The organism is Bifidobacterium platyrrhinorum (assembly GCF_010667645.1).
Lineage (GTDB): Bacteria > Actinomycetota > Actinomycetes > Actinomycetales > Bifidobacteriaceae > Bifidobacterium > Bifidobacterium platyrrhinorum.
Genome location: NZ_WHZV01000009.1, coordinates 53,979 through 78,373 on the forward strand (window position 1 = coordinate 53,979; position 24,395 = coordinate 78,373).

The window sequence follows — 24,395 nt, forward strand, 5'->3', positions numbered from 1 at the left end:
CGCCGCCCCGTGCGACGCGCCCGGTTGCGTATTCCGCGATCAGGGTTATAATGAACAGGTTGCGTTTTCACGCGACGAATGGATGAATGTCCGAGCGGTCTAAGGAGCACGCCTCGAAAGCGTGTGAGGGCGAACCCCTCCGCGAGTTCGAATCTCGCTTCATCCGCGATGCAAGGGCTTCGGGTGATCCCGGAGCCCTTTTCGTATATTCCGCATGTCACGTATGCCGGGCCCGTGATGCATCGATGCCGTTCCGGCACCCGATACGGCCCGGCCCGTCAGTCGAACAGGAGCGCGTCGGCGGTGGGGTAGCCGAGCTCCATGGCGTGCCATGCCCGGGCGGAGGCCATGCGGGCCAGCCAGTCGAGGGATTTCGTCGAGGCGGCGACGGCCTTGGTGGGGGAGGAGCCGGTGACGGCGTCGTCCGATGCCGCGGAACCGCCTGCCGCATCCGCGTCGGCGTCCTCGTCGCCGCCCAACGCGTCGAGATAGGCGCGGGCGCAGTTCATCTCGATGACGGCCACCGTGTTCGCCGTCACGCCGGTCGCCGGGTCGGCGATCACGTCGGGGTGGGCGATGAGCCGGTCGACCGCATACACCTTCCTGCGCGGGTCCTTGTCCGATCCGGACAGCGAGAACAGCCGCTGGGCCGCGGTCTTGTGGTTGTCGGAGGCGGACAGCGTGGCGTTCGCGACTCCGCGCGCGGCGAGCACCTCGAGACCGAACCCGGCCCGGTCCTCCGCCAGCGACATCGCGTCGAGCGCGTCCCGGTCGACGTCGAGGTGCACGACCTCGCCGTAGTCGACGGACGACGGCGTCGGCGTATCGGGCGCGCCGAGCCGGGTGCCGAGCGTCTGCGCCCGGTACGACGCCTGCGCCGAGCGCATCGCGCCCTCGGCGAAGCGCGAAGTGCAGGAGGAGGCGACGGTGATCCACGCGTCGGCCGCCGTGCGCGCGGCCAGATAACGCATCATCAGCGGGCTCGACGCGGCCGCGGCGCCGCTGCCGGCCGAAGCGGACAGGTAGGCGCTCTCGCAGGTGCCGGGTTTCGAGGCGTCCGCGTTGAGCGATTCGAGATGCGGCGCCGTGCATCCCGCGAGCGACAGGGCCATCGCGACGGCCGCGGCCGACGCGACGAGGCGGGGCGCGAGGCGAGACGGCGCGGCTGCGCCCACGGCTGAATCCCGAAGTGTCTGCATAAAACAGTAGAGTAGACACCGACTATGACCATATGGGCCCTAGCGCCGTATAACTGAACCCAAGGGAGGTCTTGCGACAATGGAACTGGACCTGGCAGGAATGCACAAGCTCGCAGCCGAGCAAGGAATCGACCCGGAGGCGCTCGACGGGGCGCTCGCTGAGGCGCTGCGCCTCGCCTATCTCAAGACCCCGCATGCGGCGAAGCACGCCCGCGTCGAGCTTGACGACCGCGCCGGCACGTTCACCGTGTGGGCGGCCGACGAGATTCCGGGCACGCCCACCGAGGAGGACCCCCACCCGGCCCCCACGCTCGGCGAGGAATACGACGACACCCCGAAGGACTTCGGCCGTCTCGCCGCGGCGACCGCGCGCCAGGTCATCACCCAGCTGTTCCGCCGTGCGGAGGACGAACGCGTGTTCGGCGCGTTCTCCGGCCAGAAGGGCAAGCTCATCACCGGCATCGTCCAGCAGGATGTGAAGGACCCCTCCAACGTGCACATCGCCGTCGGGGACGTCGAGGCCATCCTGCCCCGCCGCGAGCAGGTGCCGGGCGAGCGCTACCGCCACGGCGAGCGTCTGCGCGTCTACGTCGTCAACGTGGGCCGCGGCCTCAAGGGCCCGGAGATCATCGTCTCCCGCTCCCACCCGGAACTGGTGCGCAAGCTGTTCGAGCGCGAGGTGCCGGAGCTCGTGTCCGGCGCCGTGTCGATCATGGCGATCGCCCGCGAGGCGGGCGCCCGCACCAAGATCGCGGTCAAGGCCAACACCGATGGCGTGAACCCGAAGGGCGCGCTCATCGGCCCCGGCGGCGCCCGCGTGCGCGCCGTGATGGAGAACCTCGGACCGGAGAAGATCGACATCGTCGACTACTCCGACGATCCGGCCAAGTTCGTCGCCTCCGCCCTGAGCCCGGCCGTCGCGACCGGCGTGCAGGTGATCAGCGAGAAGAACAAGACCGCCATCGCCTTCATCCATGACGACCAGCTGTCGCTGGCCATCGGCAAGGAGGGCCAGAACGCGCGTCTGGCCGCCAAGCTCACCGGTTGGAAGATCGGCATCGAGTCCGCCGAGGCCCACGCCAAGAAGGTCGCCGAACAGGGCCAGTGAACGTTTCGCGCCCGGCGTGCCCACATCCAGCGTACTGAGTATGCTTGGTGCGGTATGCCGGGCGTAAGCATGCCCGGCCGAAGAACGAGGAATACACGATCATGGTCGCACGATGAACAGGCTCGTCGTCTTCGATATTTGACCGCGCCGACGCGTGGTCGCAGATAGGAGAACAAGTAGTGGCGAAACCACGCGTTTATGAAATTGCCAAGGCCCTTGGCGTCGACAGCAAGACGGTGCTGGAGAAGCTCAAGGATATGGGGGAGTTCGTCAAGTCCGCCTCCTCCACGGTCGAACCCCCGGTGGTTCGCAAACTGAAGACCGCCTTCGCCAACCAGGGCGGCAACAACGCCAACGGCGGTCAGTCCGGCAACGGCGGCAAGCAGGGCGGCGCCCGTCCCGCGGCCCCGCGCGGCCCCCGTCCGTCCGCGCCGCGCCCCGGCCAGCAGCATGGCGGCGAGCGTGCGCAGCGTAACGAACAGCATCCCGCCCCGGTTCCGGGCGCCCGTCCCGCGGCCCCGCGCCCGGGCCAGCACCAGCAGTCCGCGCAGCCGGGTCCCGCCCAGCACGGCGAACGTCCGCAACATCACGGCCAGGGCCAGCCCGGCCAGCAGGGCCATCGTCCGGGTCCCCAGGGCCGTCCGGGCGCCCGTCCGTCCGCGCCTCGCCCGCAGGGCGAGCGCCGCGGGCCCCAGTCCGGCCAGGGCCGTCCCACGCCCCAGCCGGGCCCGCACAACAACCAGCGCGGCCAGCAGGCGCCGCGTCCGGGCCAGGAAGGCGCCCAGCGCCCGCATACCCCGGGCCCGCGTCCGGGCAACAACCCGTTCAGCCGCAAGCAGGGCATGCACACGCCCACGCCCGGCGACATCCCGCGTCCTCATCCGATGGCGCGCCCGACCGTGAACGACAGCCGCAACGGCGGTCGCGGCGGCCGTGGCGGCCAGCGCGGCGGCTTCCGCAACGGCCGTCCGGGCCAGGGCGGCGCCCCGCGTCCGGGCCAGTGGGGCCATAACCGTCCGGGCCAGGGCGGCGCGCAGGCCGGCGGCCAGCGCGGCGGTTTCCGTTCCGGCACCGGCACCGGCGGCTTCCAGAACAACGGCGGTCCGAGCAACGGCCCCGCGCGCGGCGGCGGCCGCGGTCGCGGCGGCGCCGCGGGCGCCTTCGGCCGTCAGGGCGGCAAGAGCTCCAAGGCGCGTAAGAACCGTCTGGCGAAGCGCAGGGAGTACGAGGAGATCAAGGCGCCGACCATCGGCGGCGTGCGCATCCCGCGCGGCAACGGCCAGACCATCCGCCTGCGTCAGGGCGCGTCCCTGGCGGATCTCGCGGAGAAGATCAACGTCAATCCGGCGGCCCTCGTCACCGTGATGTTCCATCTCGGCGAGATGGCCACGGCCACGCAGTCGCTCGACGAGTCCACCTTCCAGATCCTGGGCGAGGAGATCGGCTGGAACATCCAGATCGTCTCCGCCGAGGAGGAGGACAAGGAGCTGCTCCAGCAGTTCGACATCAACCTGGACGAGGAGGAGCTGCAGGAGGACGAGAACCTCAAGCCGCGTCCGCCGGTCGTCACCGTCATGGGCCATGTCGACCACGGCAAGACCCGACTGCTCGACACCATCCGCAAGACCAACGTCATCGAGGGCGAGGCCGGCGGCATCACCCAGCGCATCGGCGCCTACCAGGTGACCGTCGATCTTGAGGGCGAGAAGCGCAAGATCACGTTCCTCGACACCCCGGGCCACGAGGCGTTCACCGCCATGCGCGCCCGCGGCGCCGAGCTCACCGACGTCGCGATCCTCGTGGTCGCCGCCGACGACGGCGTCATGCCGCAGACGGTCGAGGCCATCAACCACGCCCAGGCGGCCCACGTGCCGATCGTCGTGGCGGTCAACAAGATCGACAAGCCGGGCGCCAACCCGGACAAGGTGCGCGGCCAGCTCACCGAGTTCGGCCTGGTTCCGGAGGAGTACGGCGGCGACACCATGTTCGTCGACATCTCCGCCAAGCAGAACATCAACGTGGACAAGCTCCTCGAGGCGGTGCTCCTCACCGCCGACGCCGAGCTCGACCTGCGCGCGAACCCGGACATGGACGCGCGCGGCGCCACCGTCGAGGCCCGCCTCGACAAGGGCCGCGGCGCCGTGGCCACCGTGCTCGTCCAGCAGGGCACCCTGCACGTGGGCGACGCCATCGTGGCCGGCACCTCGTACGGCCGCGTGCGCGCCATGCTCGACGAGAACGGCAAGCACATGAAGGAGGCCGGCCCGTCCACGCCCGTCCAGGTGCTGGGCCTGACCTCCGTGCCGACCGCGGGCGACCTGTTCCTGGTCGCCGGCGACGACCGCACGGCCCGCCAGATCGCCGAGAAGCGCCAGGCCACCGAGCGCGCCGCGCAGCTGGCCAAGCGCCGCAAGATCGTCTCCCTCGAGTCCCTCAAGGAGCAGTTCGCCAAGTCCGAGGTGGACATGCTCAACATCGTCATCAAGGGCGATTCCTCCGGCTCCGTCGAGGCGCTCGAGGACTCCCTGATGAAGATCGAGGTGTCCGACGAGGTCGGCATCCAGGTCATCCACCGCGGCGTCGGCGCGATCACGCAGAACGACGTCAACCTTGCCACGGTCGACAAGGCCGTCATCATCGGCTTCAACGTGCGTCCGAACCGCCAGGTGCAGGACCTCGCCGACCGCGAAGGCGTGGAGATCAAGTACTACTCGATCATCTACAAGGCCATCGAGGACATCGAGGCGGCCCTCAAGGGCATGCTCAAGCCGGAATACGAGGAGGTCGTCACCTCCCACTCCGAGATCCGCGAGATCTTCCGCTCCTCCAAGTTCGGCAACATCGCCGGCGTCATGGTGCAGGACGGCGAGGTCAAGCGCGGCACGAAGTGCCGTATCCTGCGCAACGGCGTCGCCACGGTCAACGACCTGGAGATCTCCTCGCTGCGTCGTTTCAAGGACGACGTGCAGTCCGTCAAGGAAGGCTACGAGGCGGGCATCAACCTCGGCACCTTCAACGACATCGAGCTCGGCGACATCATCGAGACCTTCGAGATGCGCGAGGTCGAGCGCAAGTAGTGCAGGCAACCGCCTCACCCAGGTGAGGCCCGGCCCCCTCCGACGAGGGGACTGTCATCCCAGGATGACTGGGGGAGGGATCGACGGCGGTTCCGTCGGTCCCTCCCCTACCCGGCGATGCCGGGAGCCCCGCTCCCGAGAGGGGGCCGAGTCATATGAAAGGACTTTCCCATGGCAGGAACCAACCCCCGTGCGGCACGCATCGCGGCCCTGATCCAGCGCGTCATCGCCTCCTCCATCGAGCGCGAACTGCATGACAAGCGACTGGCGAACATCACCATCACCGAAGTGCGCGTGACCAACGACCTGCAGATCGCCAAGGTGTACTGGACCCAGTACGGCCATGAGGGCAAGGAGACGGGCGAGCGCAAGCGCGCCCAGCAGGCCCTCGACCAGGCCAAGGGCCATCTGCGCAAGCTCGTCGGCCACAAGGCCGGCCTGCGCCTCACCCCGCAGCTGCAGTTCGTGTTCGACGAGGTGCCCGGCGAGGCCCACGAGATCGAGGACATCCTCGCCATCGCGCGCAAGCGCGACGAGGAGCTCGCCAAGGCCCGCGCCACCGCCCAGTACGCCGGCGACGCCGACCCGTACAAGCACGACGACGAGGCCGAGGACGCCTCCGGCGACGGCTTCGGCGATGACGACGCCGATTTCGACGATATGGACGATTTCGACGTCTCCGATGAAGCCGCGCATGAGTGACGGCCTGATCATCGTCGACAAGCCGCAGGGTGTGACCAGCTTCGACGCGGTCGCCGCCGTGCGCGGCGCATTGCGCACGAAGAAGGTCGGCCACGCCGGCACGCTCGACCCGATGGCCACGGGCATGCTGGTCATCGGGTTCGGACGCGCCACGCGTCTGCTGCAGTACATCGTCGAACACGACAAGACCTATGAGGCGACGATCCGCCTCGGCGCCGGCACCACCACCGACGACGCCGAAGGCGAACTCATCCGGTTCCCGTCCGGTGAAGGGAGCCGGGCCGTGCCGCCGGACCGGGCTCGCATCGAGGCGATGATCGCCGAGCGGTTCCTCGGCGACATCGAACAGGTGCCGAACACGTTCTCCGCCATCAAGATCAACGGACAGCGCGCCTACGACCTCGCCCGCGAAGGCAGGGACGTCGAACTCAAGGCGCGTCCGGTGCATATCGCCGACTTCTCCGTGCTCGACGTGCGCGCCGGCGTCGCGTCCGTCTCATCCACGACGGCGCCGCTGGAACCCGGCGACGCGACGGCCCGCATGGACCACAGGGACCGCGACGCGACGGCGGACCCCGCGCGCATCCCCGTCGTCGACGTGGACGTGCGCGTCAGCTGCTCGTCCGGCACCTACATCCGCGCGCTGGCCCGAGACCTGGGCGCGGCCCTCGGCACGGGCGGCTACCTGACGCGTCTGCGCCGCACCCGGGTGGGACGGTTCGCCCTCGCGGACGACCGTTCCGGTCTCGCCGCCGACGTCGCGACGCAGGGCGTGCACGCCATCGCCGCGCATGCGGAGCCGAGGACCTTCACCAACCGCGACGGCGAGACCGTCACCCGCAACCGTTGCGTATTGGACACGCCGGACGGATTGTCCGGCGACGAACGCGGGGACTGGCTGCGTGCCCGCGCCATCGGCATGGACGCGGCGGCGCGCGGCGCATTGCCGGTCGTGGAGGTCACGGCCGCCGACGCCGCCGAGCTGCGGTTCGGCCGCCGCCTCGAACGGGAGATGCGCAGGGGCGTGCCCGCGGCGGCCATCGTGCCCGCGCACGACGGCCTTCCCGGCGACGTGGTCGCGATCGTGGAGCGGGCGAACGCCCACCAGATCAAACCGGTCACCGTATTCCCGGCGCAATAGGGGACGTGCGGCGCCGGCATCCGGTGCCGGTGCCTGGTGCCGGTGCCTGGTGCCGGTGTCGGGCGCCGTAACGGTCGCCATGACGGCCCGTCCTTCACGGCGGGCGAACCGCCGGACCCTCATAGCGGGGTGTTGCTAGAGTGGACGCGGCGAAAACGCGTATGCGGGCGCGGCACCCCGCGCCTTGTCCATGCGCCGTCGCGCATGGACCGGATTTCCAGACCCTCAAGGACGGCAATGAACATCACCTACCTGACCCCGGACGAGAACGGCGACGTGGAATGGCCCGCCTTCGACAACGACAAGCGTTCCGTCGTCACGCTCGGCGCGTTCGACGGCATGCATCTGGGCCATCGCGCGGTGATCGACCGCGTCGTCGAACTCGCGAAGAAGCATGACGCGTTCTCCATCGTGATTCTGTTCGACCCGCGTCCCGCGTTCGTGCACGCGTGGGCGAACGCGCACGACGGTGCGGAACCCGGTCCGGACATCATCGACGCGAACGCGCTCAGCGGCGTGGACGACCGTCTCGCGTACATGGAGCGGGCCGGCGTCGAACATGTGCTCGTCGTGCGCTACACGCTGGCGTTCGCCGCGAAATCGTACATCTTCTTCCTCGGCCGCCTGGTGGGCAAGATCGGCATGCGCACGCTCGTGCTCGGATCGGACGCCGCGATGGGCGCCGGCCGCAAGGGCGACGTGAAGGCGATCTCCAACCTGGCCGCCGGCGCGGGCGTGTTCGAACTCGACGTGGTCGATGACCGCGGCCCGGGCGAGGTGCGCATCCCGCGCGACTGGAAGCCCGAGATGCCCGCCGGGTGGGGCGAGCCCTCCGACCCGCTCGCGAACGCCACCAAGGCGGAACGCCGCGCCTGGAGCAAGAAGCACCAGGCCAGGCTGACCCGCGCATGGAGCTCGTCCAACGTGCGCTACCTGCTCGGCCACGGCCGCATCAGGGAGGCGAACGCGATCCTCGGCCGCATGCACAGCGTGATCGGCGAGGTCGTGCACGGCGAGGAACGCGGCCGCACCATCGGGTTCCCGACCGCGAACCTCGGCGAGGCCGTGACCGGCTACCTGCCGGTCGACGGCGTGTACGCCGGATGGCTCGTCGACGGCGACGACCGCTGGCCCGCCGCCATCTCCATCGGCACCAAGCCGACCTTCAGCGAGAAGACCGGCCTCAACGAGCGCGTGGTCGAGGCGTACGCGATCACCGACGACTGGCTGGAACTCTACGGCCACAAGGTGCGCATCGAATTCGCGGGCTACCTGCGCCCGCAGGTGAAGTTCGACGGCGTCGAGGCCCTCAAGGAGGAACTCGCACGCAACGTCGAGGAGACCAAACACCTCACCGCCTGACATCGTTGACGCTCGTCCGTCGATCGGCCGTATGGTCTCGCGCGGCTGCATGGTCTCGCGCGGGCATACGGTTTATATGGTTTCGCAAGGTCATACGGTCATAACAACACCCCCAATGCGGACTTGAGCGTATCCACCTGTACGACGGCGAGCCCGGGGATCTCCACGCGCCTGCGCAGGCGCGGCACCACCGCCGTGGCGAACCCCAGTCGCGCCGCCTCGCGCAGCCGGTATTCCAGACGCGGCACGGGCCGTACCTGACCGGTCAGGGAGATCTCGCCGATCGCGCAGGTGGTGCGGGGGATCGGCGCGTGCTTCGCCGCGCCCGCCAACGCGGCCACGATGGCCAGGTCGCAGGCCGGTTCCTTCGCCAGGCCGCCGGCGATCGTCGAAATGTACAGGTCGTTGCCCAGCAGGTTCACATGACCGTGCCGGTACAGCACCGCGACGAGCATCGCGATGCGGTTCGCATCCACGCCGTTCGCCGCGCGCCGCGGCGTCGGCAGCACCGAATTCGTGACCAACGACTGGACCTCGATGGGCAGCGACCGGTGGCCGTCGAGCGTGAACGTCACGCAGGTGCCCTCGACCGCCGCCCCGTCGCCGTCGGAACCGTCCGCGGAGGAGAGGAACAGGCCGGAGGGATCGGTGACCTCCTCGATGCCCTCGCCGCTCATATCGAAGCATCCGACCTCGTCGGTGGGACCGAAACGGTTCTTCACCGCGCGCAGCATGCGCAGCGCGGTCTCGCCGTCCCCCTCGAACTGGCAGACCACGTCCACCAGATGCTCGAGCGTGCGCGGGCCGGCGATCGAGCCGTCCTTGGTGACATGGCCGACCAGCAGCACCGGCACATCCAGCGTCTTGGCCACGTCGATGAGCGCGCTCGCCACCTCGCGCACCTGCGTGGAGCCGCCGGAGATGCCGTCGACGTCCTGCGAGACGATCGTCTGCGCCGAATCGACGATCGCCAGCGTGGGCCGTTCGCGTTCGATGAGGCCGAGCACGGTGGCCAGATCGGTGGTGGCGGCGAGCAGCAGGTTCGGTTCCACCGCATCGATGCGCGTGGCGCGCAGACGCACCTGCCCCTGCGACTCCTCGCCGGACACGTACAGCACCGTGCCGCCCTGCGCCGCGTGCGCGCGGGCGATGTTGCCCGCGGTCTCCAACAGCAGCGTGGACTTGCCGATGCCCGGCTCGCCGGCGATGAGCACGACCGAGCCCGGCACGATGCCGCCGCCGAGCACACGGTCGAACTCGGAGAAGCCGGTGGGGATGCGCGCCACGTCGTCGGTACCGACCTGGGTGATCGGTGTGGCCGCGGATTCGGCCACCGCGGCCGCCTGCGTGCGGGCCGTGCGGCCGGGGCCCGAGGCGCGTGACGACGCACCCGCCCCGCCCCGTCTCGCCGCAGCGGTCGGCCGGGCCTCGTGGAACTCGTCCACGGTTCCCCACTGCCCGCATTCGGGGCATCTGCCGTACCATTTCGGGCCGGTCCACCCGCATTCGGAGCACAGATATCGCACGTTCGTCTTCGCCATGCCTCGAACCTACGCCCGCGAACCGACGACCGGTAGATATCTACCGGTTTTTCCCTCTCCGGCGCGTCACCCGGCTGTGCCACAATCGGAGGCATGTCGAACACTCGTAGCTTCTCGCAACATTCGTCGCACGGCAAGCTGATCGCCGTCGTCATCGCCGCGGCGCTGGTCATCATCCTCGCGCTGCTGTCCGCCTTCGTCTGGCCTGGCTGGGCGCTCAACAAGGGCGGAAACGCGAGCCAGGGCGCCGGCACCCAGCAGACCGCGGAGCCGACCACGCCGAGCATCAAGGCCACGGCCCTGCCGGACAACGCCACCGAGCTGCTCAAGGCCATGCCGGACAGCGTGCTCAATTTCGCGCGCACCAAGGCGGACGCCTCGACCACGTGGAACTCCGCCACGCCGCTCGAGGAGTACACGCTCACCTACTCCACCGGCAAGAAGGCCGCCGACGTGACCCTCGTCGTGGCCCAGTGGAGCGAATCCGATCCGGCGAAGACCCAGTACGACGCGCTCGCCAAGGCGGTCACCGGCAAGACCATCGCCTCCGGCGCCGTCAAGGTGCAGGGCGACGCCACCGGCGACTACGTGGTGAAGACCGATTCCGGCGACGCGAAGAAGGCCACCGCCCTGTGGCGCAACGACACGGTCGTGTTCCAGGCCACCGGCTCCAAGGCCTCGGTCCAGCGTTTCTACCAGAAGTTCCCGCTGTAAGGGGAGGCCGCCGGGGTGCGGGAGCGCGGGCGGCATCGTCCGCCCGCATCGTATCCCCGGCATTCCGCGCGGGCCGGCATCCGCCCGCTCGCATCGTGGGCGCATCCGCGCCCCGTGGCGACGCACGGGTGGCGTAGTCCGCGAGAACGTGTATACTCGTGCGAGTTGCAACTTTTACGATTAATCGGATTGGAGGCTTCAGATGGGTTCCGTCATCAAGAAGCGCCGCAAGCGGATGAGCAAGAAGAAGCACCGCAAACTGCTGCGTAAGACCCGCCACCAGCGCAAGTAGTCTTACCTGCAACCAAGGCATGGAAAACCCCGCGGACCGTACGGTCGCGGGGTTTTCTCATATTCCGGGGAAGCGGGCGGAAGCAATCCGGCCTCCGCCCGCGGGGATCACCGGGTCACTTGTTGCCGTTGGTGAGGACGCGCGGGCCGTTCGGGTCGCCGACGATCACCTTGTCGACCATGTTGAGGAACAGGCCGTGCTCGACGACGCCCACCGTGTTGATGAGGTCCTCGGCCAGGTCGAACGGGTGCTCGATCTTCTCCAGGTGCAGGTCCACCACGTAGTTGTTCTCGTCGGTGCGCACCTCCTTGCCGTCGGCGTCGAGGCGCAGGACCGGCTTGTAGCCCTTGGCCTCGAACTTCTTGATGACGTGGCCGGCGCCGAACGGGATGACCTCGACCGGCAGCGGGAACTTGCCGATGGTGTCGACGACCTTGGACTCGTCGACGATCCACACGATCCTGTCGGAGTTGGTGGCCACGATCTTCTCCCACAGCAGGGCCGCGCCGCCGCCCTTGATGCCGTTGAAGTCCTTGTCGACCTCGTCGGCGCCGTCGATGGTCACGTCGATGTGGTCCACGTCGTCGATGTCGACGATCTTGATGCCGTAGCTTTCGGCCTGGGCCTGCGTGCGGCGGGAGGTGGTCACGCCGGTGAACTGGAGGCCCTCCTCCTTGACGCGGCGGCCGAGCTCGTCCACGAGGAACTTGACGGTGGAACCGGTGCCCAGACCCGCGATCATGCCGTTCTCGACGAGCTTGGCGGCTTCGATGCCGGCGGCCTTCTTGAGGGCGTCCTGCTGTGCCTTATCCATGATGTGAATCCTTTCCTTCCATGTGAAAGTCCGTTACCATCCTAACGCGCATGGGAGATTGTGTGCGCTCGTGTCCGCTCCTGTTCGACGGATGTTCAACCGCGCAGAAACTCCGCATTCACAAGGGTGAGATTGCCGTCGCCGTCCACGAATCCGTCCACCGCGATGTACCCGCGCACGTGCATCGCCTCTCCCGTGTAGAACGGGCTGGTCTTCGGCGCGGGGGAGAAACGCACGCCTCCCGACACGGTCAGGCCGGTCGGGGCCGGTCGGGGCGTCGGCGCGGCGGTCCGCGGCTGCTGGGAATCCGCGTGCCGGTCCGGCTGCACCGTCCGCTGTGCGGGGCGCCGGTCCGTGCCCGCGGGGCCGGCGGCATGCGTCGCGGCCGCCGCCCGATTGGTGTCCTTGCGCGCGTCGCCGATTCGCCTCGCCCCGGGCGTCGTCGCGGGTTCCGCCCCGGCCCGTGCCTCGTCGCCGTAATCCGGCGCGCCCTCCGGTTCGGCGAGCATGTCCGCGAGGCTCTTACGTGATCCCGCTCGCGTCGCCGACCGCGAACCCTCCGTCGCGTCGCGGCGTATGCCGGCATGTGCCGGCGTGTCGCCGTCGCCCGCGCCGTCGCGCAGACTCGCGGCGTCGGCCTTGCCGTCCAATACGAGCTGCACGTCCGGCGGCACGTCGGTGCCGCGCGAATATTCGGAGTTGAGCAGCGAACGCCATCCCTCGATGGGCAGGTACCCGTCGCGTGCGCCGGAACGGCAGTCGCCCGCGTACGTGCGCGCGAGTTCGTCGACGAGCTCGTTGCCCGCATTGCCGGCATGGCCCTTCACCCACTTGAACTCGACCGGGCCGGGGCGTTTCGCGATCTCCTCGTCGATGGCCTGGACGAGTTCGCGGTTCTTGACCGGCTTCTTCTGTGAGTTCTTCCAGCCGTTGCGCTTCCAGCCCTTCACCCATTTGGTCGAGCAGTTGATGGCGTACTGCGAATCCGATTCGATGATGAGCCTTTGCGGTCCCGGATGCGCGCGCAACGCCTCCAGGACCGCGCACAGCTCGCCGATCTGGTTGGTGCCGTTCGTGGCGCCGCCCGCGTCATAGCCGCGCGAATCGTGCTCGTGCCCGGGCGCGCCGCCGTCGCCCGCGTCCTTCGCGTGGTCCGCCCACGCCCATCCCATCGGGCCGTTGGGGTTGCCCAAGGCCGAACCGTCCGTCGAAACCACAATCGTCTCAGTCATGCCCTCCACCCTACGGTCCGGCGGGAATAACGGGACTCCCGTCTCCGTCCCGAAGGCCGACGCCGGGGCGGAACGACGCACCGGCGGCTCCCCGAGGGGGCGGCCCATGGGGATGTGAGCTTTGTCACATCCGTTGACTTTCCGTGTGTCGTCTGCCATCGCGCGCGCATGAATAGCGGGGGTTATGGGGTGGACACAAGTCTTTTTTCGGGGGAATTTTCCCCATATATTGCGGGAGGTTTCCATGGAGACGCCCATCGGCAGCGTAAGGATTTCGGGGTGCCCTCCACCGGACCTACCCTTCACTTCCAACCAACGGGTACACCGGCGGGCCCGCCACGCGGGTCCGCCTCCTTCAGGAGAGACCGGGAACGAACGAAAGGAGACACCAGTGTTCTCACCATCCCGCATGCAGGGCCCCGCGGCCCGGCCGACGCAGGCCGTGGCCGCGCTGGCGGCCGTCGCCGTCCTCGGCGCGGGCCTGACCGCCGCGTCCTCCGCCGTCGCCGCCGAGACGACCGCGAAGACCACCAGCGACGCCACGCTCACATGGAGCCTCAACAAGGAATCGAACTGGCGCGCCTACGCGCCCGGCACGTTCAACTTCCTGTCCGCCGGCATCGTCGACAAGACCTCCGCCAGCGACCCCGTCGAGGAGAACGAGTGGAAGCAGGCCGACGGCGACGTGTCCATCGAGAAGAAGCAGGCCGACGGCACGTACCAGGCCGCCACCTGGGCGGGCCTGAAGACCACGCCGGACGGCAAGGACCTGCCCGCCGCCTACACGGCGACCGGCGAGGGCAGCGGCAACCGCGTCAGGCTCGCCAACGGCACCGGCACGATCGACGCCGCGAACGACGACGCCGAGATCTCGTGGGACGGCGCGTTCACCGTCGTCTACTACTCCGGCCTCAACCAGTGGTACGCGAAGGACCTCAAGCTCACCGTGGCGAACGGCTCCGGCAGGCTCACCGCCACGCTCGGCGGCTGGGGCACCGACATGAACGACACGAGCAAGTTCGCCGTGCTCGACGAGGAGAAGGACGTGGAGATCGCCACGCTCTCGAACGTCGACGTGAAGGACGACGGCACCGTTGTCACCCCCGACTTCAACGAGACCGACGTGGACGGCCAGGGCACCATGCGCAAGAGCTGGCCGAAGCGGTTCCTCGACTTCGTGACCAAGACCGGCACCGGCCCCTACTGGTACGCCTCCGGCGGCGCCGCCGACCAGCGCAAGACCCCCGCCGAGATCCAGGTCTCCTACACGGCGAAGGCCCCCGAGCCGCAGGCCACCGCGCCCGAGGCGCCGGCCAAACCGACCGCGACCGTCGCCGGCACCATGGCCGACCCGTACCAGGTGAAGGTCGACTGGAAGGCCCCGGCCAAGGACGGCGGCTCCGCGATCACCGGCTACACGGTGACCCTCGTCCCGTCCACCGGCGATCCGGTGAGCCAGGACGTCGACGCGAGCGCCACCACCGCCACGTTCGGCAAGCTCACCGCGCAGAACGTCTCCTACACGGCGTCCGTCGTCGCGAAGAACACGGAAGGCGCGTCCGCCGCCTCCGCCGCCTCCGACCCGGTCACCCCGAACGCCGACCCGGCCGCCGCGCCGGCCGTCACCGTCGAGCCGACCGGCGACATCGACCCGGCCGTGGAGAACACGTTCACCGTCAAGGGCACCGGCTTCACCGGCGGCGCCGCCTTCTACGGCGCGTACGCCGTCGTCGCCGACACGGGCAAGTGGAACGCCGGCCGGAACCCGACTTCGCCGAACGACTTCGTCAAGGCCGCATGGGTCAAGGCCGCCGGCATCAAGGACGGCGCCTTCACCGCCACCGTCACCGTGCCCGCCGGCTCGCTCGAATACGGCAGGACCTACGTGGTCGGCACTACCGCCGCGCACGGCCTGTCCCTGACCGACCGTCGCCTCGACACCGCCACGGCGATCACGCTCAAGGCCCAGGCGCAGGCCCCCGAGGCCCCGGCCCAGCCGCAGCTCGCCGCGAACGGCACCAGCGCCACCGTCACCTGGACCGCCCCGGCCGACAACGGTTCCGCGATCACCGGCTACACGGTGACGCTCACCCCGGCCGACGGCAAGGGCGACGTCAAGACCCAGCAGGTCGACGCCGCCGCGACCGCCGCCACGTTCGACGGCCTCGCCAAGGGCGTGACCTACACGGCCACCGTCGTCGCCAGGAACGCGATCGGCGCGTCCGCCGCGTCCCCGGCCTCCGCCGCCGTCACGATCGCCGCCACCGCGCCGGGCGCGGCCGGCGACGTGACCGTCCGCCAGTCCGCCGCCCACGAGCTGATCGTCGGTTGGACCGCTCCGGCCGACGACGGCGGTTCCGCGATCACCGGCTACACGGTGACGCTCACCCCGGCCGACGGCAAGGGCGACGTAAAGACCCAGCAGGTCGACGCCGCCACGACCACCGCCGTCTTCACCGACCTCGATCCGGCCGTCGCCTACACGGCGTCCGTCGTCGCCACGAACGCGATCGGCGATTCCACCGCCGCAACGTCCGACATCAACGCTCCGGTCAACCCCGCCCCGGACCAATCCACGGGCGATGGTGACGGCACCGATTCCGGTGTCACCGACGGCGACGGCGCGACCGGTGGCACGCAGTCCGGCACGACCGGCACCATCGGCTCCGGCATCGCGAACACCACGACGAACGCCGACGGTTCCGCGAAGCTGGGCTCGACCGGCGCCTCCGTCGCCGTGTTCGCCGGCGTGACGGTCGCGCTCGCCGCCGCCGCGGCCGCCGTGACCATCCTGCGACGCCGCAACGCCTGAGACGGATGATGACCGACTCCCGCAACGGTCGCCGCCGCCGCGCTTCGGCGCGTGCGGCGGCGGCCTTCGTGGCCGTGTGCCTGCTGACGCTCGGCGGATGCGCGAACATCGGTACGATCTCCGAGGTGAGCCTCGACAGCTGCGACGTGCCGACCGCCTCCACCGAGCCGAATCCGCCGCAGCTGCCCGACGTCACGCAGGCGCAGCTCACCGACCCGCGCGCGATCGAAGGCCCCACGACCGCGTACACGCGGTCGGACCGGATCATCCCGATCACGAACGTGCCGTTCGAGGAGCAGCAACTGCCCGTCACCGTGGAAAGCGCGGACGGGCCCAAGCAGACCGTGACGGACACGACGCGCATCCTCGCGCTCAACCAGAACGGCGGTCTCGCGGCCGCCGTGTACGCGCTCGGATTCGGCTGCAATCTGGTCGGCCGCGACACGGCCACCGGTTCGTCCGGCATGGACAAGCTGCCCAAGGTGACCGTCAACGGCATGGACCTGAACGCGGAGGCGATCCTCGCGCTCGAACCCACCGTCATCATCACCGACACGTCGATCGGCCCGTACGACGTGCAATTGCAGTTGCGCCAATCCGGGATTCCGGTCGTGTTCGTGCCGTTGGACAGCGAGAAGGGCGTCGCCGGCGTGGGCGCGCAGGTCCAGGCCGTCGCCGACGCGCTCGGCGTGAGCGACCTCGGCAAACAGCTCGTCAAACGCACGAACAGCGAGATCGACCGGACCATCCAGAACATCCAACGCACGCTCGTCCCCACGGACGAGAAGCGGCGCCCCCGCATCGTGTTCCTCTATGTGCGCGGCACATCGATCTACTACTGGTTCGGCGAAGGCTCCGGCGCGGATTCGCTCATCCAGTCGATCGGCGCGGTCGACGTGGCCGAGGAGGTCGGTTTCAAGGGCATGGCGCCCACCAACTCCGAAGTGCTCATCAAGGCGAAACCCGACGTGATTCTCGCGATGACCCTCGGCGTCGAATCCGCGGGAGGCGTCGACGGCATGCTCGCCATGCCTGGCATCGCGGAGACGCCCGCCGGGCGGCACCGGCGCATCGTCGACATGAGCGACTACGAGATCATGAGCTTCGGCCCGCAGACCGCGCAGGTGCTGGCCGCGCTCGCCACCGCCGTCTACGCGCCCGAATACGGCTACCAGCCGGACGACAAGCCGGAAGTCATCCAGAAACGACTCGACGAGATGCAGCAGGAGGACCAGTCATGACCTCGCCGACACGCACGTCACCGGCCTCGCGGTCCGCGGCCCGCGAGCGCGATACGCGCATCCGCGCCGATGCGGCCGACCTCGGCCTTGCGGCCCGCACCCCGCGCGTCGGCAGGACCGCCCTCACCTTCATCGTGCTCGCCGCGGGGCTCGTCGTCATGACCATCGTCTCCGCCTCGCTGGGCCAGCTCATCATCCCCTTCGACCAGGTGCTCGGCTCGGTCTTCAACAAAATCGGCCTCCACTGGCTCGACGGCCCGTCCCGCGCGTTCGGCGAGGAGGCGTTGTGGAACGTGCGTTTCCCGCGCATCGTCATGGCGATCGTCGTCGGCGCGGCGCTCGGCGTGGCCGGCGCGCTCATGCAGGGCGTGTTCGGCAATCCCCTGGCCGAGCCGGGCACGGTGGGCGTCTCCTCCGGCGCGGCCGTCGGCGCCAGCTGCTCGATCCTCATGGGCTGGGATTTCCTCGGCGCGCTCACGACGCCCGCCCTCGCCTTCGCCTGCGGCCTGTTCACCACACTGTCCGTGTATCTGCTCGCCCGCCGCGACGGCCGTACCGAGGTCGTCACCTTGATTTTGACCGGCGTGGCCGTCAACGCGGTGGCCGGCGCGCTGATCTCGTTCTGCACGTTCGCCGCGCCCACCTCCGCCCGCGACCAGATCGTGTTCTGGCAGATGGGTTCGTTCAACGGCTCGCGCTGGAACCAGGTCGCGCTCGTCGCACCGATGTGCGTGGTCGGCGTCATCGCCGTGCAGTTCATGGCGCGTCGCCTCGACCTGCTCGCGCTCGGCGAGAAGCCGGCCCGCCATCTCGGCGTGAACGTCGAACGTCTGCGTTTCCGATCGATGCTCGTCGTCGCGCTGCTGGTCTCGTCGGCGGTCGCGTTCTGCGGCATCATCGCGTTCGTGGGCTTGGTCGTGCCGCATCTGCTGCGCATCATCATCGGCCCCGGGCACCGCGCGCTGCTGCCCGCCTCCGCGCTGGGCGGCGCGCTGCTGCTCACCATCGCCGATTTCGCCGCGCGCACCACGATCCGGTTCGCGGACCTGCCGATCGGCATGCTCACCTCGCTCGTCGGCGGGCCGTTCTTCTTCTGGCTGCTGCGCCGCAGCCGCTCCAAGTCGGGAGGTTGGGCATGAGCATCCGCAACATGAACATCGGCATGGGCGTCCTCGACCGCACGCATCGCCCGCCGGTCCCGCCGCGCCCGGGCGACACCGTGCTGGAACTGAACGGCGTCGATGTCGAGATCGACGGCCGGCGAATCCTCGACGGTATCGACCTCGACATCCGCGCCGGCGAACTGCTGTCCATCGCCGGGCCCAACGGCGCCGGCAAATCCACGATGCTGAATGCGATCACCGGCGACGTGCCGGTCACGTCCGGCTCGATCAGCCTGTTCGGCGAACCGATCGCCGCGTGGGATGCGACCGAGCTCGCGATGCGTCGCTCCGTGCTCATGCAGAACGTGGACGTCACGTTCCCGTTCTCCGTCGACGACATCGTGCGCATGGGTCGCTCCCCGTGGGAGGGCACGCCCGACGAGTCGGACGACGACATGATCGTCGCATCGGCGATGGCGATGACCGAGTCGACGTCGCTCGCGGAACGCGTCTACACGTCCCTGTCCGGCGGCGAGCGCGGGCGCGCCGCGTTCTCGCGCGTGCTCGCGCAGGCCGCGCCGATCCTGCTGCTCGACGAGCCGACCGCGGCGATGGACGTGAAACACCAGGAGATGCTGATGCGTCTGGGTCGCGACTACGCCGAGGCCGGTTGCGCGGTCGTCGTCATCGTGCACGCGCTCGACGCGGCGGCCGCATGGTCGGATCGCGTGGCGCTGCTCGAGCGCGGCCGGATCGCCGCGCTCGGCGCGCCCGAGGAGGTGTTCACGTCCGCGCGACTGTCCGCCGTGTACCAGTGCCCGATCGAGGTGCTGCGGCGTGACGACGGGAGTCTCGTGATCGCGCCGGAGCGTCCGGCCGTGCGTCGTCACGTGTACGGCCGCCGCGCGTTCCCGCTTGAGGGGCGTGCGAACCTGCCGCAGTTCGACCATGTGTCCGGTCAGGGGAAGGAGACGCGATGACGGGGAAGGAAACGGCCGTCCGTGTGGCGCCGCGCGTTACGACGCGTCTGGCGGCGTGCGGCGCGTCCGTGTTGCTGTCCGCGGCGATGCTCGTCGCGTCCGCGTTGTCCGGCGTGTGGCCGGGCGCCGCGTCGTCGGCTCTCGTGCCGTCCGCCTACGCCGCGGGCGCGAGCGTCGCCGTCGGCGTGGACGGCGGCACGCTCAATCCGGACGGGAACACGGCGGTCTCGTTGTCCGGCAGCGGGTTCCAATCCGTGAAGAACGGGTTCGGCGGCATCTACGTGCTGTTCGGCTGGGTGAGCGATCCGGGCGGCGACTCATGGAAGCCGTCGCAGGGCGGCGTGACCGGCGAGACCTACAAATACGTGCCGGACGACGAGAACGATCCGGCCGGCTACGACGTGTTCGTCGCATTCCCCGGCAGTTCGACCGAAAGCGCGGCGAACGGCGGCGAGATCGCCGCGGACGGCACGTGGAACGCGACGATCACCGTGCCCGGTGCGAGGTTCACGAGCACGGACCGTTCCGGCAACCCGTCGGATGTGGACTGCACGGCGGTGCAGTGCGGCATCATCACGATCGGCGCGCACGGCGTTGCGAACGCGAACAACGAGACGTTCACGCCGTTGACGTTCGGCGCGACGGCCCCGTCCGCCGCGGATACCACGGACTCCGCGGACTCCGACGCCGCGCAGTCGGGGCGGTCGTCGGAATCGGCGTCCGGTTCGGGCGCGACCGGCAAGACCGGCAGGAGCGCGGACGCGGGCGGTGCGACGACCGCGGATGCCACCGCGCGTCAGACCGTCGGAACGGCGTTGGAAGGAGCGAATGTGGGAACCCCTGCTTTGGGTGTGGCCGGATGGCTGATCGTCGCGGCGGCGATCATCCTCGGCATCGCCGTGATTGTGCTCGCGGCGGGATTCGGCGGCTATCTCGCCGCGAAATCGTTGCTGCTCGGCGTCTCGCCGGCGGCGATGGAGCAGGAGATGGCGCGTCGTGAGCGTCGCGCCGAGAGCGTGCGCGCGCGTGAGGAACTCAACACCGCGAAGCGGCGGCGCAAACAGTCCGAACGTCTGGCGCGCGAACAGGCGAAGGCCGGTCGCGCGCGGGGACTGCTGGCGGATGCGGGTGCGCCGGTGACGCGTGCCGCGATGCCGGAGGCGTCGGATGGCGGTGCCGTGCCGGGCAGGACGATGCCGGTCGACGCCGGCACCGTCGGCGAAGAGACGCAGATGCTCGCGCCGCCGGCGGGGGAGACCACGGTGATGCCCGCCGTCGCGGGGGATTCGGATGCCCCTGGCGGCGTCGCGCGTCGCGCGGCCGACATCCGCGGGTTCTTCACCCGTCATGCGGCGGCGGACGTGTCATCCGACGCCGCATTATCACCGAAATCACGGATATCGCCGGAAACGCCGGAATCACCGGTAACGACGTCGTTCCGGCCGGCACGAGGCGGGGAGGTCGCATGATGGGTGCGGGACGCATGATACTGAAGACGCTGTGCGCGGCCGCTGCGACGCTGGCCGTCTGCGCCGGCTCGGTGGCCGTCGCCGCGCCCGCGCTCGCCGCGGACGGCGGCGCGGCGACGAACGCGGCGACGATCACCACGCTCGACGGCGGCTCCGGTGACGGTGGTTCCGGGGACGGCGGTGGCGATGGTTCCGGCGATACCGCCGGCGGTGATTCCGGCGACGGTGCCGAAGCCCCCGGGGACGCCACGAAACTCGACGACGTGACGCTGCGCTGGAGCATGAACGACGAGACCAATTCGGCCGCGTTCTTCGGCGGCTGCAACTTCCTCTCCGCGGGAGTCGCCGGCGACACCGGCGCGTCGAAGACCTGGGACGAAAGCCTCTACCGGTCGTCGGACGGGAACGTGAGCATCCAAAAAACCGACGCGAACGGCGCATGGGCGGAGGCGACCTGGGCGTCGAAATGCCTCACGCGCGACGGCGCGAACGTGACGATGGGCAAGCGCGCGGACGGCCGGTCGATCAACACCGAATCGCAGGTCGTGATCTCCGGAGGCGCCGGCACGGTGAAGGCGGACGGCACGACGACCATCAGTTGGAAAGGCTCATGGACGGTCGCCTACTACGGCGGCATGACCTACTGGTCCGTCACCGATCCGACGCTCACGCTCGGCGCGGACGGCGCCGGCGCGCTCACCGCCACCGCATCCGGCTACGGCGCCGACATGAACGACTCGAGCAAGTGGTTCACGCTCGAACCGCAGGAGATCCACCTTGCCGACTTCACCGGCGGCAATACGGTGGACGTCGCGAAAGCGCTCGACGACCACGGGTTCACCGCGACCCCCGACTATCTCGGCGTCGCGGTGAACGCGAGCGGCGACCATGGCTCGCAGGCCGCGAAAAGCGATGCGAACGCCGCCTACTGGGGTGCATTCCCGCAGTCGTTCGTCGACTTCCAGCTCAAAACCGGCCAGTCCGCCTACTGGTACACGTCGGACAGCGCGCGTGATTTCGCGAAACCGACATTACCGCTGTACGTGCAGTACGACGCGTCGTATGTCGTGGACGCGGGGGAGGGAAGCCCGGCCGCCGGAACCGCAGCGGGGGGAGCGGCGTCGGCCTCGGGTTCGTCGGCTTCGCGTGCCGGTGCGGGTTCGGGCTCCTCCGCGACGGCGAAAAAGACGACCTCCTCCGCGACGACGCCGTCCTCCGGCGGTGAGGCGTCGGCTGACGACGCGGGTACGGGCTCCGGGGATACGGGTGCCGGGGATACGGGCGCCGCGGCGTCGGCGGGCGGCTCCGGCGACGGCACGATGCTCATCGCCGACAACGCGAAGACCATCGCGGTCGGTTCCGGTTCGGTGGCCGTGGCCTCCGGGCTGCCGCTGGCCTTGGGGTGGCTCATCCGCCGACGCCTCGGCCTCGACGTCGCCGCCGAACTCGACCGGCGTCTCGGTCCGTAGCCCCGTTGGCCGCCCATGCCATGCGGTCGCCTTGAGGATGGTGGCATCGCACGGCATGGGCGGCCATCACCGGCAATCGTCCGGTGTGAAATATGAAAGACCCCGGGCGGTCCATACATTGCGGACCGCACCGGGGCCTTTCACGCATTCAGGTCAGCGACCTCACTCGCCGAGGGCCTTGTCGACGACCTCGGAGGCTTCCTCGAGCACCTTGTCGAGGGCCTCGGGGCTCTCGAAGGACTCGGCGTACACCTTGTAGATGTTCTCGGTGCCGGAAGGACGGGCGGCGAACCAGTTGTCCTTCGTGGTGACCTTGAGGCCGCCGATCTTGGCGTGGTTGCCCGGCGCCTCGGTCAGCTTGGCGGTGATGTCCTCGCCGGCGAGCTGCGTGGCGGTCACGTCGTCGCCGGTCAGCTTGGCGAACTTCTGCTTCTGCTCGAGCGTGGTCGGGGTGTCAACGCGCTTGTACCAGGACTCGCCGAAGCGGGCCACCTGGTCCTTGTGCAGCTCGGCCGGGTTCTTGCCGGTTTTCGCGGTGATCTCGGCGGCCAGCAGGTCGGGGATGAGACCGTCCTTGTCGGTGGTCCACACGCGGCCGTCGCGACGCAGGAAGCTCATGCCGGAGCTCTCCTCGCCGCCGAACGCGACCTCGCCGGAGAACAGCGGGTCGACGAACCACTTGAAGCCGACCGGCACCTCGAGGACCTTCGCGTCGATCGACGCGGCGACGCGGTCGATCAGCGAGGAGGAGACGAGGGTCTTGCCGACGGCCGCGCCCTTCGGCCAGCCCGGGCGGTTGCCGCCGAACAGGTACTCGACGCACACGGCGATGTAGTGGTTCGGGTTCATCACGCCCCAATCCGGGCAGACGATGCCGTGGCGGTCGGCGTCCGGGTCGGTGCCGCCGACGAGATCGTACTTGTCCCAGGCGCCGGCGTTGAGCTCGTCGACGAGGCCCTTCATCGCGTACGGCGAGGACGGGTCCATGCGGATCTTGCCGTCGTGGTCGATGGTCATGAAGCGCCAGGTCGGATCGACCTCGGGGCGCACCACGCCGATGTTCAGGCCGTACTTCTCGTTGATGAGCGGCCAGTAGTTGACGGACGCGCCGCCCAGCGGGTCGATGCCGAGACGCACGCCGGAATTACGGATCGCGTCGAAGTCGATGACGTTGCCGAGGTCGGCCACGTAGTGCTCGCGGAAGTCGAAGCCCTCGACGTACTCGGACTTGACGGCCTCCTCGTAGGGCACGCGCTTGACGGACTTGTAGTCGCCGAGCAGCTCGTTGGCGCGGGCGGCGATCGCGTTGGTCACGTCCGCCGGGGCGGGGCCGCCGGTGACCGGATCGTACTTGAAGCCGCCGTCGGTGGGCGGGTTGTGGGACGGGGTGACGACGATGCCGTCGGCCAGACCTTCGCCTTCGAAGCGCTGGGTGCCGTCGGCGGCGCGGTTGTGGGTGAGGATCGCCTGGGAGACCACCGGGGTGGGCACGAAGTCGTCGCGCGAGTCGATACGCACGTGCACGCCGTTGGCGACGAGCACCTCGATGGCGGTCTTCTTGGCCGGGCCGGACAGCGCGTGCGTGTCGGAGCCGAGGTACAGCGGGCCGGTGACGCCGGCCTTCTTGCGGTATTCGGCGATGGCCTGGGAGATGGCGACGATGTGGGCCTCGTTGAACGAGGTCTTCAGGGACGATCCGCGGTGGCCGGAGGTGCCGAAGATGACACGCTGCTCGGGGACGGACGGGTCGGGGACGAGGTCATAGTACTTGCCGATGACCTCATCGACGTTGATCAGATCTTCTGGGGTGGCGGGCTTGCCCGCATTGTTTGCTACCATGAAACCAATTGTACGGCGATGGGGTCGGATAACACGTGAGGTTTTGTGCCTAATTGTTCTGAAATGTGTGTGAACTCGGAGTGAATCGCGGCGCGGGGGCGCAAACCGGCGTGCCGTGGCATTGGATTCCGTTCGATGGCATGTCCGGGTCGCGCCCGGGGTCCCGTTGCATGTCCCATTAACGCAAAATCACTTTTGTAAAAACCATTGGAATTACTGGCAACACGTCGAACGGATGACAAGGTTTGCAGGATTGTTACCGTTCTGTTATAGTGACGCACTGTCAGTTTCCTTTAGCAG

General features: G+C 69.2%; 18 protein-coding genes and 1 tRNA gene. 14 read left to right on the forward strand and 5 right to left on the reverse strand.

The features are described 5' to 3' along the window. Positions 1-80: 80 nt before the first annotated feature. Positions 81-166, forward strand: a tRNA-Ser gene (locus GFD21_RS09410). Between the two features lie 112 nt (positions 167-278). Here the strand turns inward: GFD21_RS09410 and GFD21_RS09415 are convergent. After that, complete coding sequence (locus tag GFD21_RS09415; RefSeq protein WP_163197714.1) at positions 279-1,175, reverse strand: hypothetical protein; 897 nt, start codon at positions 1,173-1,175, stop codon at positions 279-281. Positions 1,176-1,278: 103 nt separating this feature from the next. Here GFD21_RS09415 and nusA point away from each other — a divergent pair, with 103 nt between their 5' ends. The 5 genes from nusA (at position 1,279) to ribF (ending at position 8,589) form a co-directional block, all read left to right on the forward strand. Further along, the gene (gene nusA / locus GFD21_RS09420) at positions 1,279-2,307 is read left to right on the forward strand and encodes a transcription termination factor NusA (protein WP_163197715.1); all 1,029 of its coding nucleotides are present in this window, start codon (positions 1,279-1,281) and stop codon (positions 2,305-2,307) included. Between the two features lie 179 nt (positions 2,308-2,486). Continuing rightward, positions 2,487-5,384 (forward strand): translation initiation factor IF-2, encoded by a 2,898-nt coding sequence (gene infB, locus GFD21_RS09425; protein ID WP_163197716.1) that lies wholly within the window; start codon positions 2,487-2,489, stop codon positions 5,382-5,384. 171 nt (positions 5,385-5,555) lie between these two features. After that, a complete protein-coding gene (gene rbfA, locus GFD21_RS09430; protein ID WP_163197717.1) occupies positions 5,556-6,086 on the forward strand; it encodes a 30S ribosome-binding factor RbfA in 531 nt (176 codons plus the stop codon). After that, entirely contained in the window at positions 6,079-7,227 is a 1,149-nt protein-coding gene (truB, locus tag GFD21_RS09435; RefSeq protein ID WP_225431772.1) for a tRNA pseudouridine(55) synthase TruB, read from the forward strand. The genes rbfA and truB overlap by 8 nt, the downstream gene beginning before the upstream one ends. A 237-nt stretch (positions 7,228-7,464) precedes the next feature. Beyond that, complete coding sequence (ribF, locus tag GFD21_RS09440) at positions 7,465-8,589, forward strand: bifunctional riboflavin kinase/FMN adenylyltransferase (RefSeq protein ID WP_163197719.1); 1,125 nt, start codon at positions 7,465-7,467, stop codon at positions 8,587-8,589. Positions 8,590-8,687: 98 nt separating this feature from the next. On the opposite strand, the gene radA is transcribed toward ribF, so the two are convergent. Continuing rightward, positions 8,688-10,130, reverse strand: a complete 1,443-nt coding sequence (gene radA / locus GFD21_RS09445) for a DNA repair protein RadA (protein ID WP_163197720.1) — start codon at positions 10,128-10,130, stop codon at positions 8,688-8,690. 93 nt (positions 10,131-10,223) lie between these two features. Here radA and GFD21_RS09450 point away from each other — a divergent pair, with 93 nt between their 5' ends. After that, positions 10,224-10,844, forward strand: a complete 621-nt coding sequence (locus tag GFD21_RS09450) for a hypothetical protein (RefSeq protein WP_163197721.1) — start codon at positions 10,224-10,226, stop codon at positions 10,842-10,844. 202 nt (positions 10,845-11,046) lie between these two features. After that, positions 11,047-11,136: a 30S ribosomal protein bS22 gene (locus GFD21_RS09455; RefSeq protein WP_004268639.1), complete on the forward strand. Its 90-nt coding sequence runs from the start codon at positions 11,047-11,049 to the stop codon at positions 11,134-11,136. Between the two features lie 115 nt (positions 11,137-11,251). On the opposite strand, the gene rpiA is transcribed toward GFD21_RS09455, so the two are convergent. Together rpiA and GFD21_RS09465 are read right to left on the reverse strand one after the other, a co-directional pair. Further along, positions 11,252-11,950: a ribose-5-phosphate isomerase RpiA gene (gene rpiA / locus GFD21_RS09460; RefSeq protein ID WP_163197722.1), complete on the reverse strand. Its 699-nt coding sequence runs from the start codon at positions 11,948-11,950 to the stop codon at positions 11,252-11,254. A gap of 95 nt (positions 11,951-12,045) precedes the next feature. Further along, positions 12,046-13,182, reverse strand: a complete 1,137-nt coding sequence (locus GFD21_RS09465) for a ribonuclease H family protein (RefSeq protein ID WP_163197723.1) — start codon at positions 13,180-13,182, stop codon at positions 12,046-12,048. A 391-nt stretch (positions 13,183-13,573) separates the two neighbouring features. Here GFD21_RS09465 and GFD21_RS11360 point away from each other — a divergent pair, with 391 nt between their 5' ends. The 6 genes from GFD21_RS11360 to GFD21_RS09495 are packed head-to-tail and all read left to right on the forward strand — an operon-like array spanning position 13,574 to position 22,256. Beyond that, entirely contained in the window at positions 13,574-15,994 is a 2,421-nt protein-coding gene (locus GFD21_RS11360; protein WP_163197724.1) for a fibronectin type III domain-containing protein, read from the forward strand. Positions 15,995-15,999: 5 nt separating this feature from the next. After that, positions 16,000-17,235 (forward strand): heme/hemin ABC transporter substrate-binding protein, encoded by a 1,236-nt coding sequence (locus GFD21_RS09475; protein ID WP_225431773.1) that lies wholly within the window; start codon positions 16,000-16,002, stop codon positions 17,233-17,235. Continuing rightward, positions 17,232-18,374, forward strand: a complete 1,143-nt coding sequence (locus GFD21_RS09480) for a FecCD family ABC transporter permease (protein ID WP_163197725.1) — start codon at positions 17,232-17,234, stop codon at positions 18,372-18,374. Before GFD21_RS09475 ends, GFD21_RS09480 begins: the two co-directional genes overlap by 4 nt. Beyond that, positions 18,371-19,318 carry a heme ABC transporter ATP-binding protein gene (locus tag GFD21_RS09485; protein WP_225431774.1) on the forward strand — a complete coding sequence of 316 codons (948 nt, stop codon included), beginning with the start codon at positions 18,371-18,373 and terminating at the stop codon, positions 19,316-19,318. Before GFD21_RS09480 ends, GFD21_RS09485 begins: the two co-directional genes overlap by 4 nt. Further along, positions 19,315-20,787 (forward strand): hypothetical protein, encoded by a 1,473-nt coding sequence (locus GFD21_RS09490; protein WP_163197726.1) that lies wholly within the window; start codon positions 19,315-19,317, stop codon positions 20,785-20,787. Before GFD21_RS09485 ends, GFD21_RS09490 begins: the two co-directional genes overlap by 4 nt. A 14-nt stretch (positions 20,788-20,801) precedes the next feature. Further along, on the forward strand, positions 20,802-22,256 hold the full coding sequence (locus GFD21_RS09495) for a hypothetical protein (RefSeq protein ID WP_163197667.1): 1,455 nt from the start codon (positions 20,802-20,804) through the stop codon (positions 22,254-22,256). 162 nt (positions 22,257-22,418) lie between these two features. On the opposite strand, the gene pgm is transcribed toward GFD21_RS09495, so the two are convergent. Further along, the gene (gene pgm / locus GFD21_RS09500) at positions 22,419-24,095 is read right to left on the reverse strand and encodes a phosphoglucomutase (alpha-D-glucose-1,6-bisphosphate-dependent) (RefSeq protein WP_163197727.1); all 1,677 of its coding nucleotides are present in this window, start codon (positions 24,093-24,095) and stop codon (positions 22,419-22,421) included. Positions 24,096-24,395 lie beyond the last annotated feature (300 nt).

What these genes read in the sequence shown, in the direction of transcription:
- nusA (WP_163197715.1), top strand. Translation starts at nt 1,279, where the DNA reads ATGGAACTGGACCTGGCAGGAATGCACAAGCTCGCAGCCGAGCAAGGA.
- rbfA (WP_163197717.1), top strand. Translation starts at nt 5,556, where the DNA reads ATGGCAGGAACCAACCCCCGTGCGGCACGCATCGCGGCCCTGATCCAG.
- truB (WP_225431772.1), top strand. Translation starts at nt 6,079, where the DNA reads ATGAGTGACGGCCTGATCATCGTCGACAAGCCGCAGGGTGTGACCAGC.
- ribF (WP_163197719.1), top strand. Translation starts at nt 7,465, where the DNA reads ATGAACATCACCTACCTGACCCCGGACGAGAACGGCGACGTGGAATGG.
- radA (WP_163197720.1), bottom strand. Translation starts at nt 10,130, where the DNA reads ATGGCGAAGACGAACGTGCGATATCTGTGCTCCGAATGCGGGTGGACC.
- GFD21_RS09450 (WP_163197721.1), top strand. Translation starts at nt 10,224, where the DNA reads ATGTCGAACACTCGTAGCTTCTCGCAACATTCGTCGCACGGCAAGCTG.
- GFD21_RS09455 (WP_004268639.1), top strand. Translation starts at nt 11,047, where the DNA reads ATGGGTTCCGTCATCAAGAAGCGCCGCAAGCGGATGAGCAAGAAGAAG.
- rpiA (WP_163197722.1), bottom strand. Translation starts at nt 11,950, where the DNA reads ATGGATAAGGCACAGCAGGACGCCCTCAAGAAGGCCGCCGGCATCGAA.
- GFD21_RS09465 (WP_163197723.1), bottom strand. Translation starts at nt 13,182, where the DNA reads ATGACTGAGACGATTGTGGTTTCGACGGACGGTTCGGCCTTGGGCAAC.
- GFD21_RS09475 (WP_225431773.1), top strand. Translation starts at nt 16,000, where the DNA reads ATGATGACCGACTCCCGCAACGGTCGCCGCCGCCGCGCTTCGGCGCGT.
- GFD21_RS09480 (WP_163197725.1), top strand. Translation starts at nt 17,232, where the DNA reads ATGACCTCGCCGACACGCACGTCACCGGCCTCGCGGTCCGCGGCCCGC.
- GFD21_RS09485 (WP_225431774.1), top strand. Translation starts at nt 18,371, where the DNA reads ATGAGCATCCGCAACATGAACATCGGCATGGGCGTCCTCGACCGCACG.
- GFD21_RS09490 (WP_163197726.1), top strand. Translation starts at nt 19,315, where the DNA reads ATGACGGGGAAGGAAACGGCCGTCCGTGTGGCGCCGCGCGTTACGACG.
- GFD21_RS09495 (WP_163197667.1), top strand. Translation starts at nt 20,802, where the DNA reads ATGATACTGAAGACGCTGTGCGCGGCCGCTGCGACGCTGGCCGTCTGC.
- pgm (WP_163197727.1), bottom strand. Translation starts at nt 24,095, where the DNA reads ATGGTAGCAAACAATGCGGGCAAGCCCGCCACCCCAGAAGATCTGATC.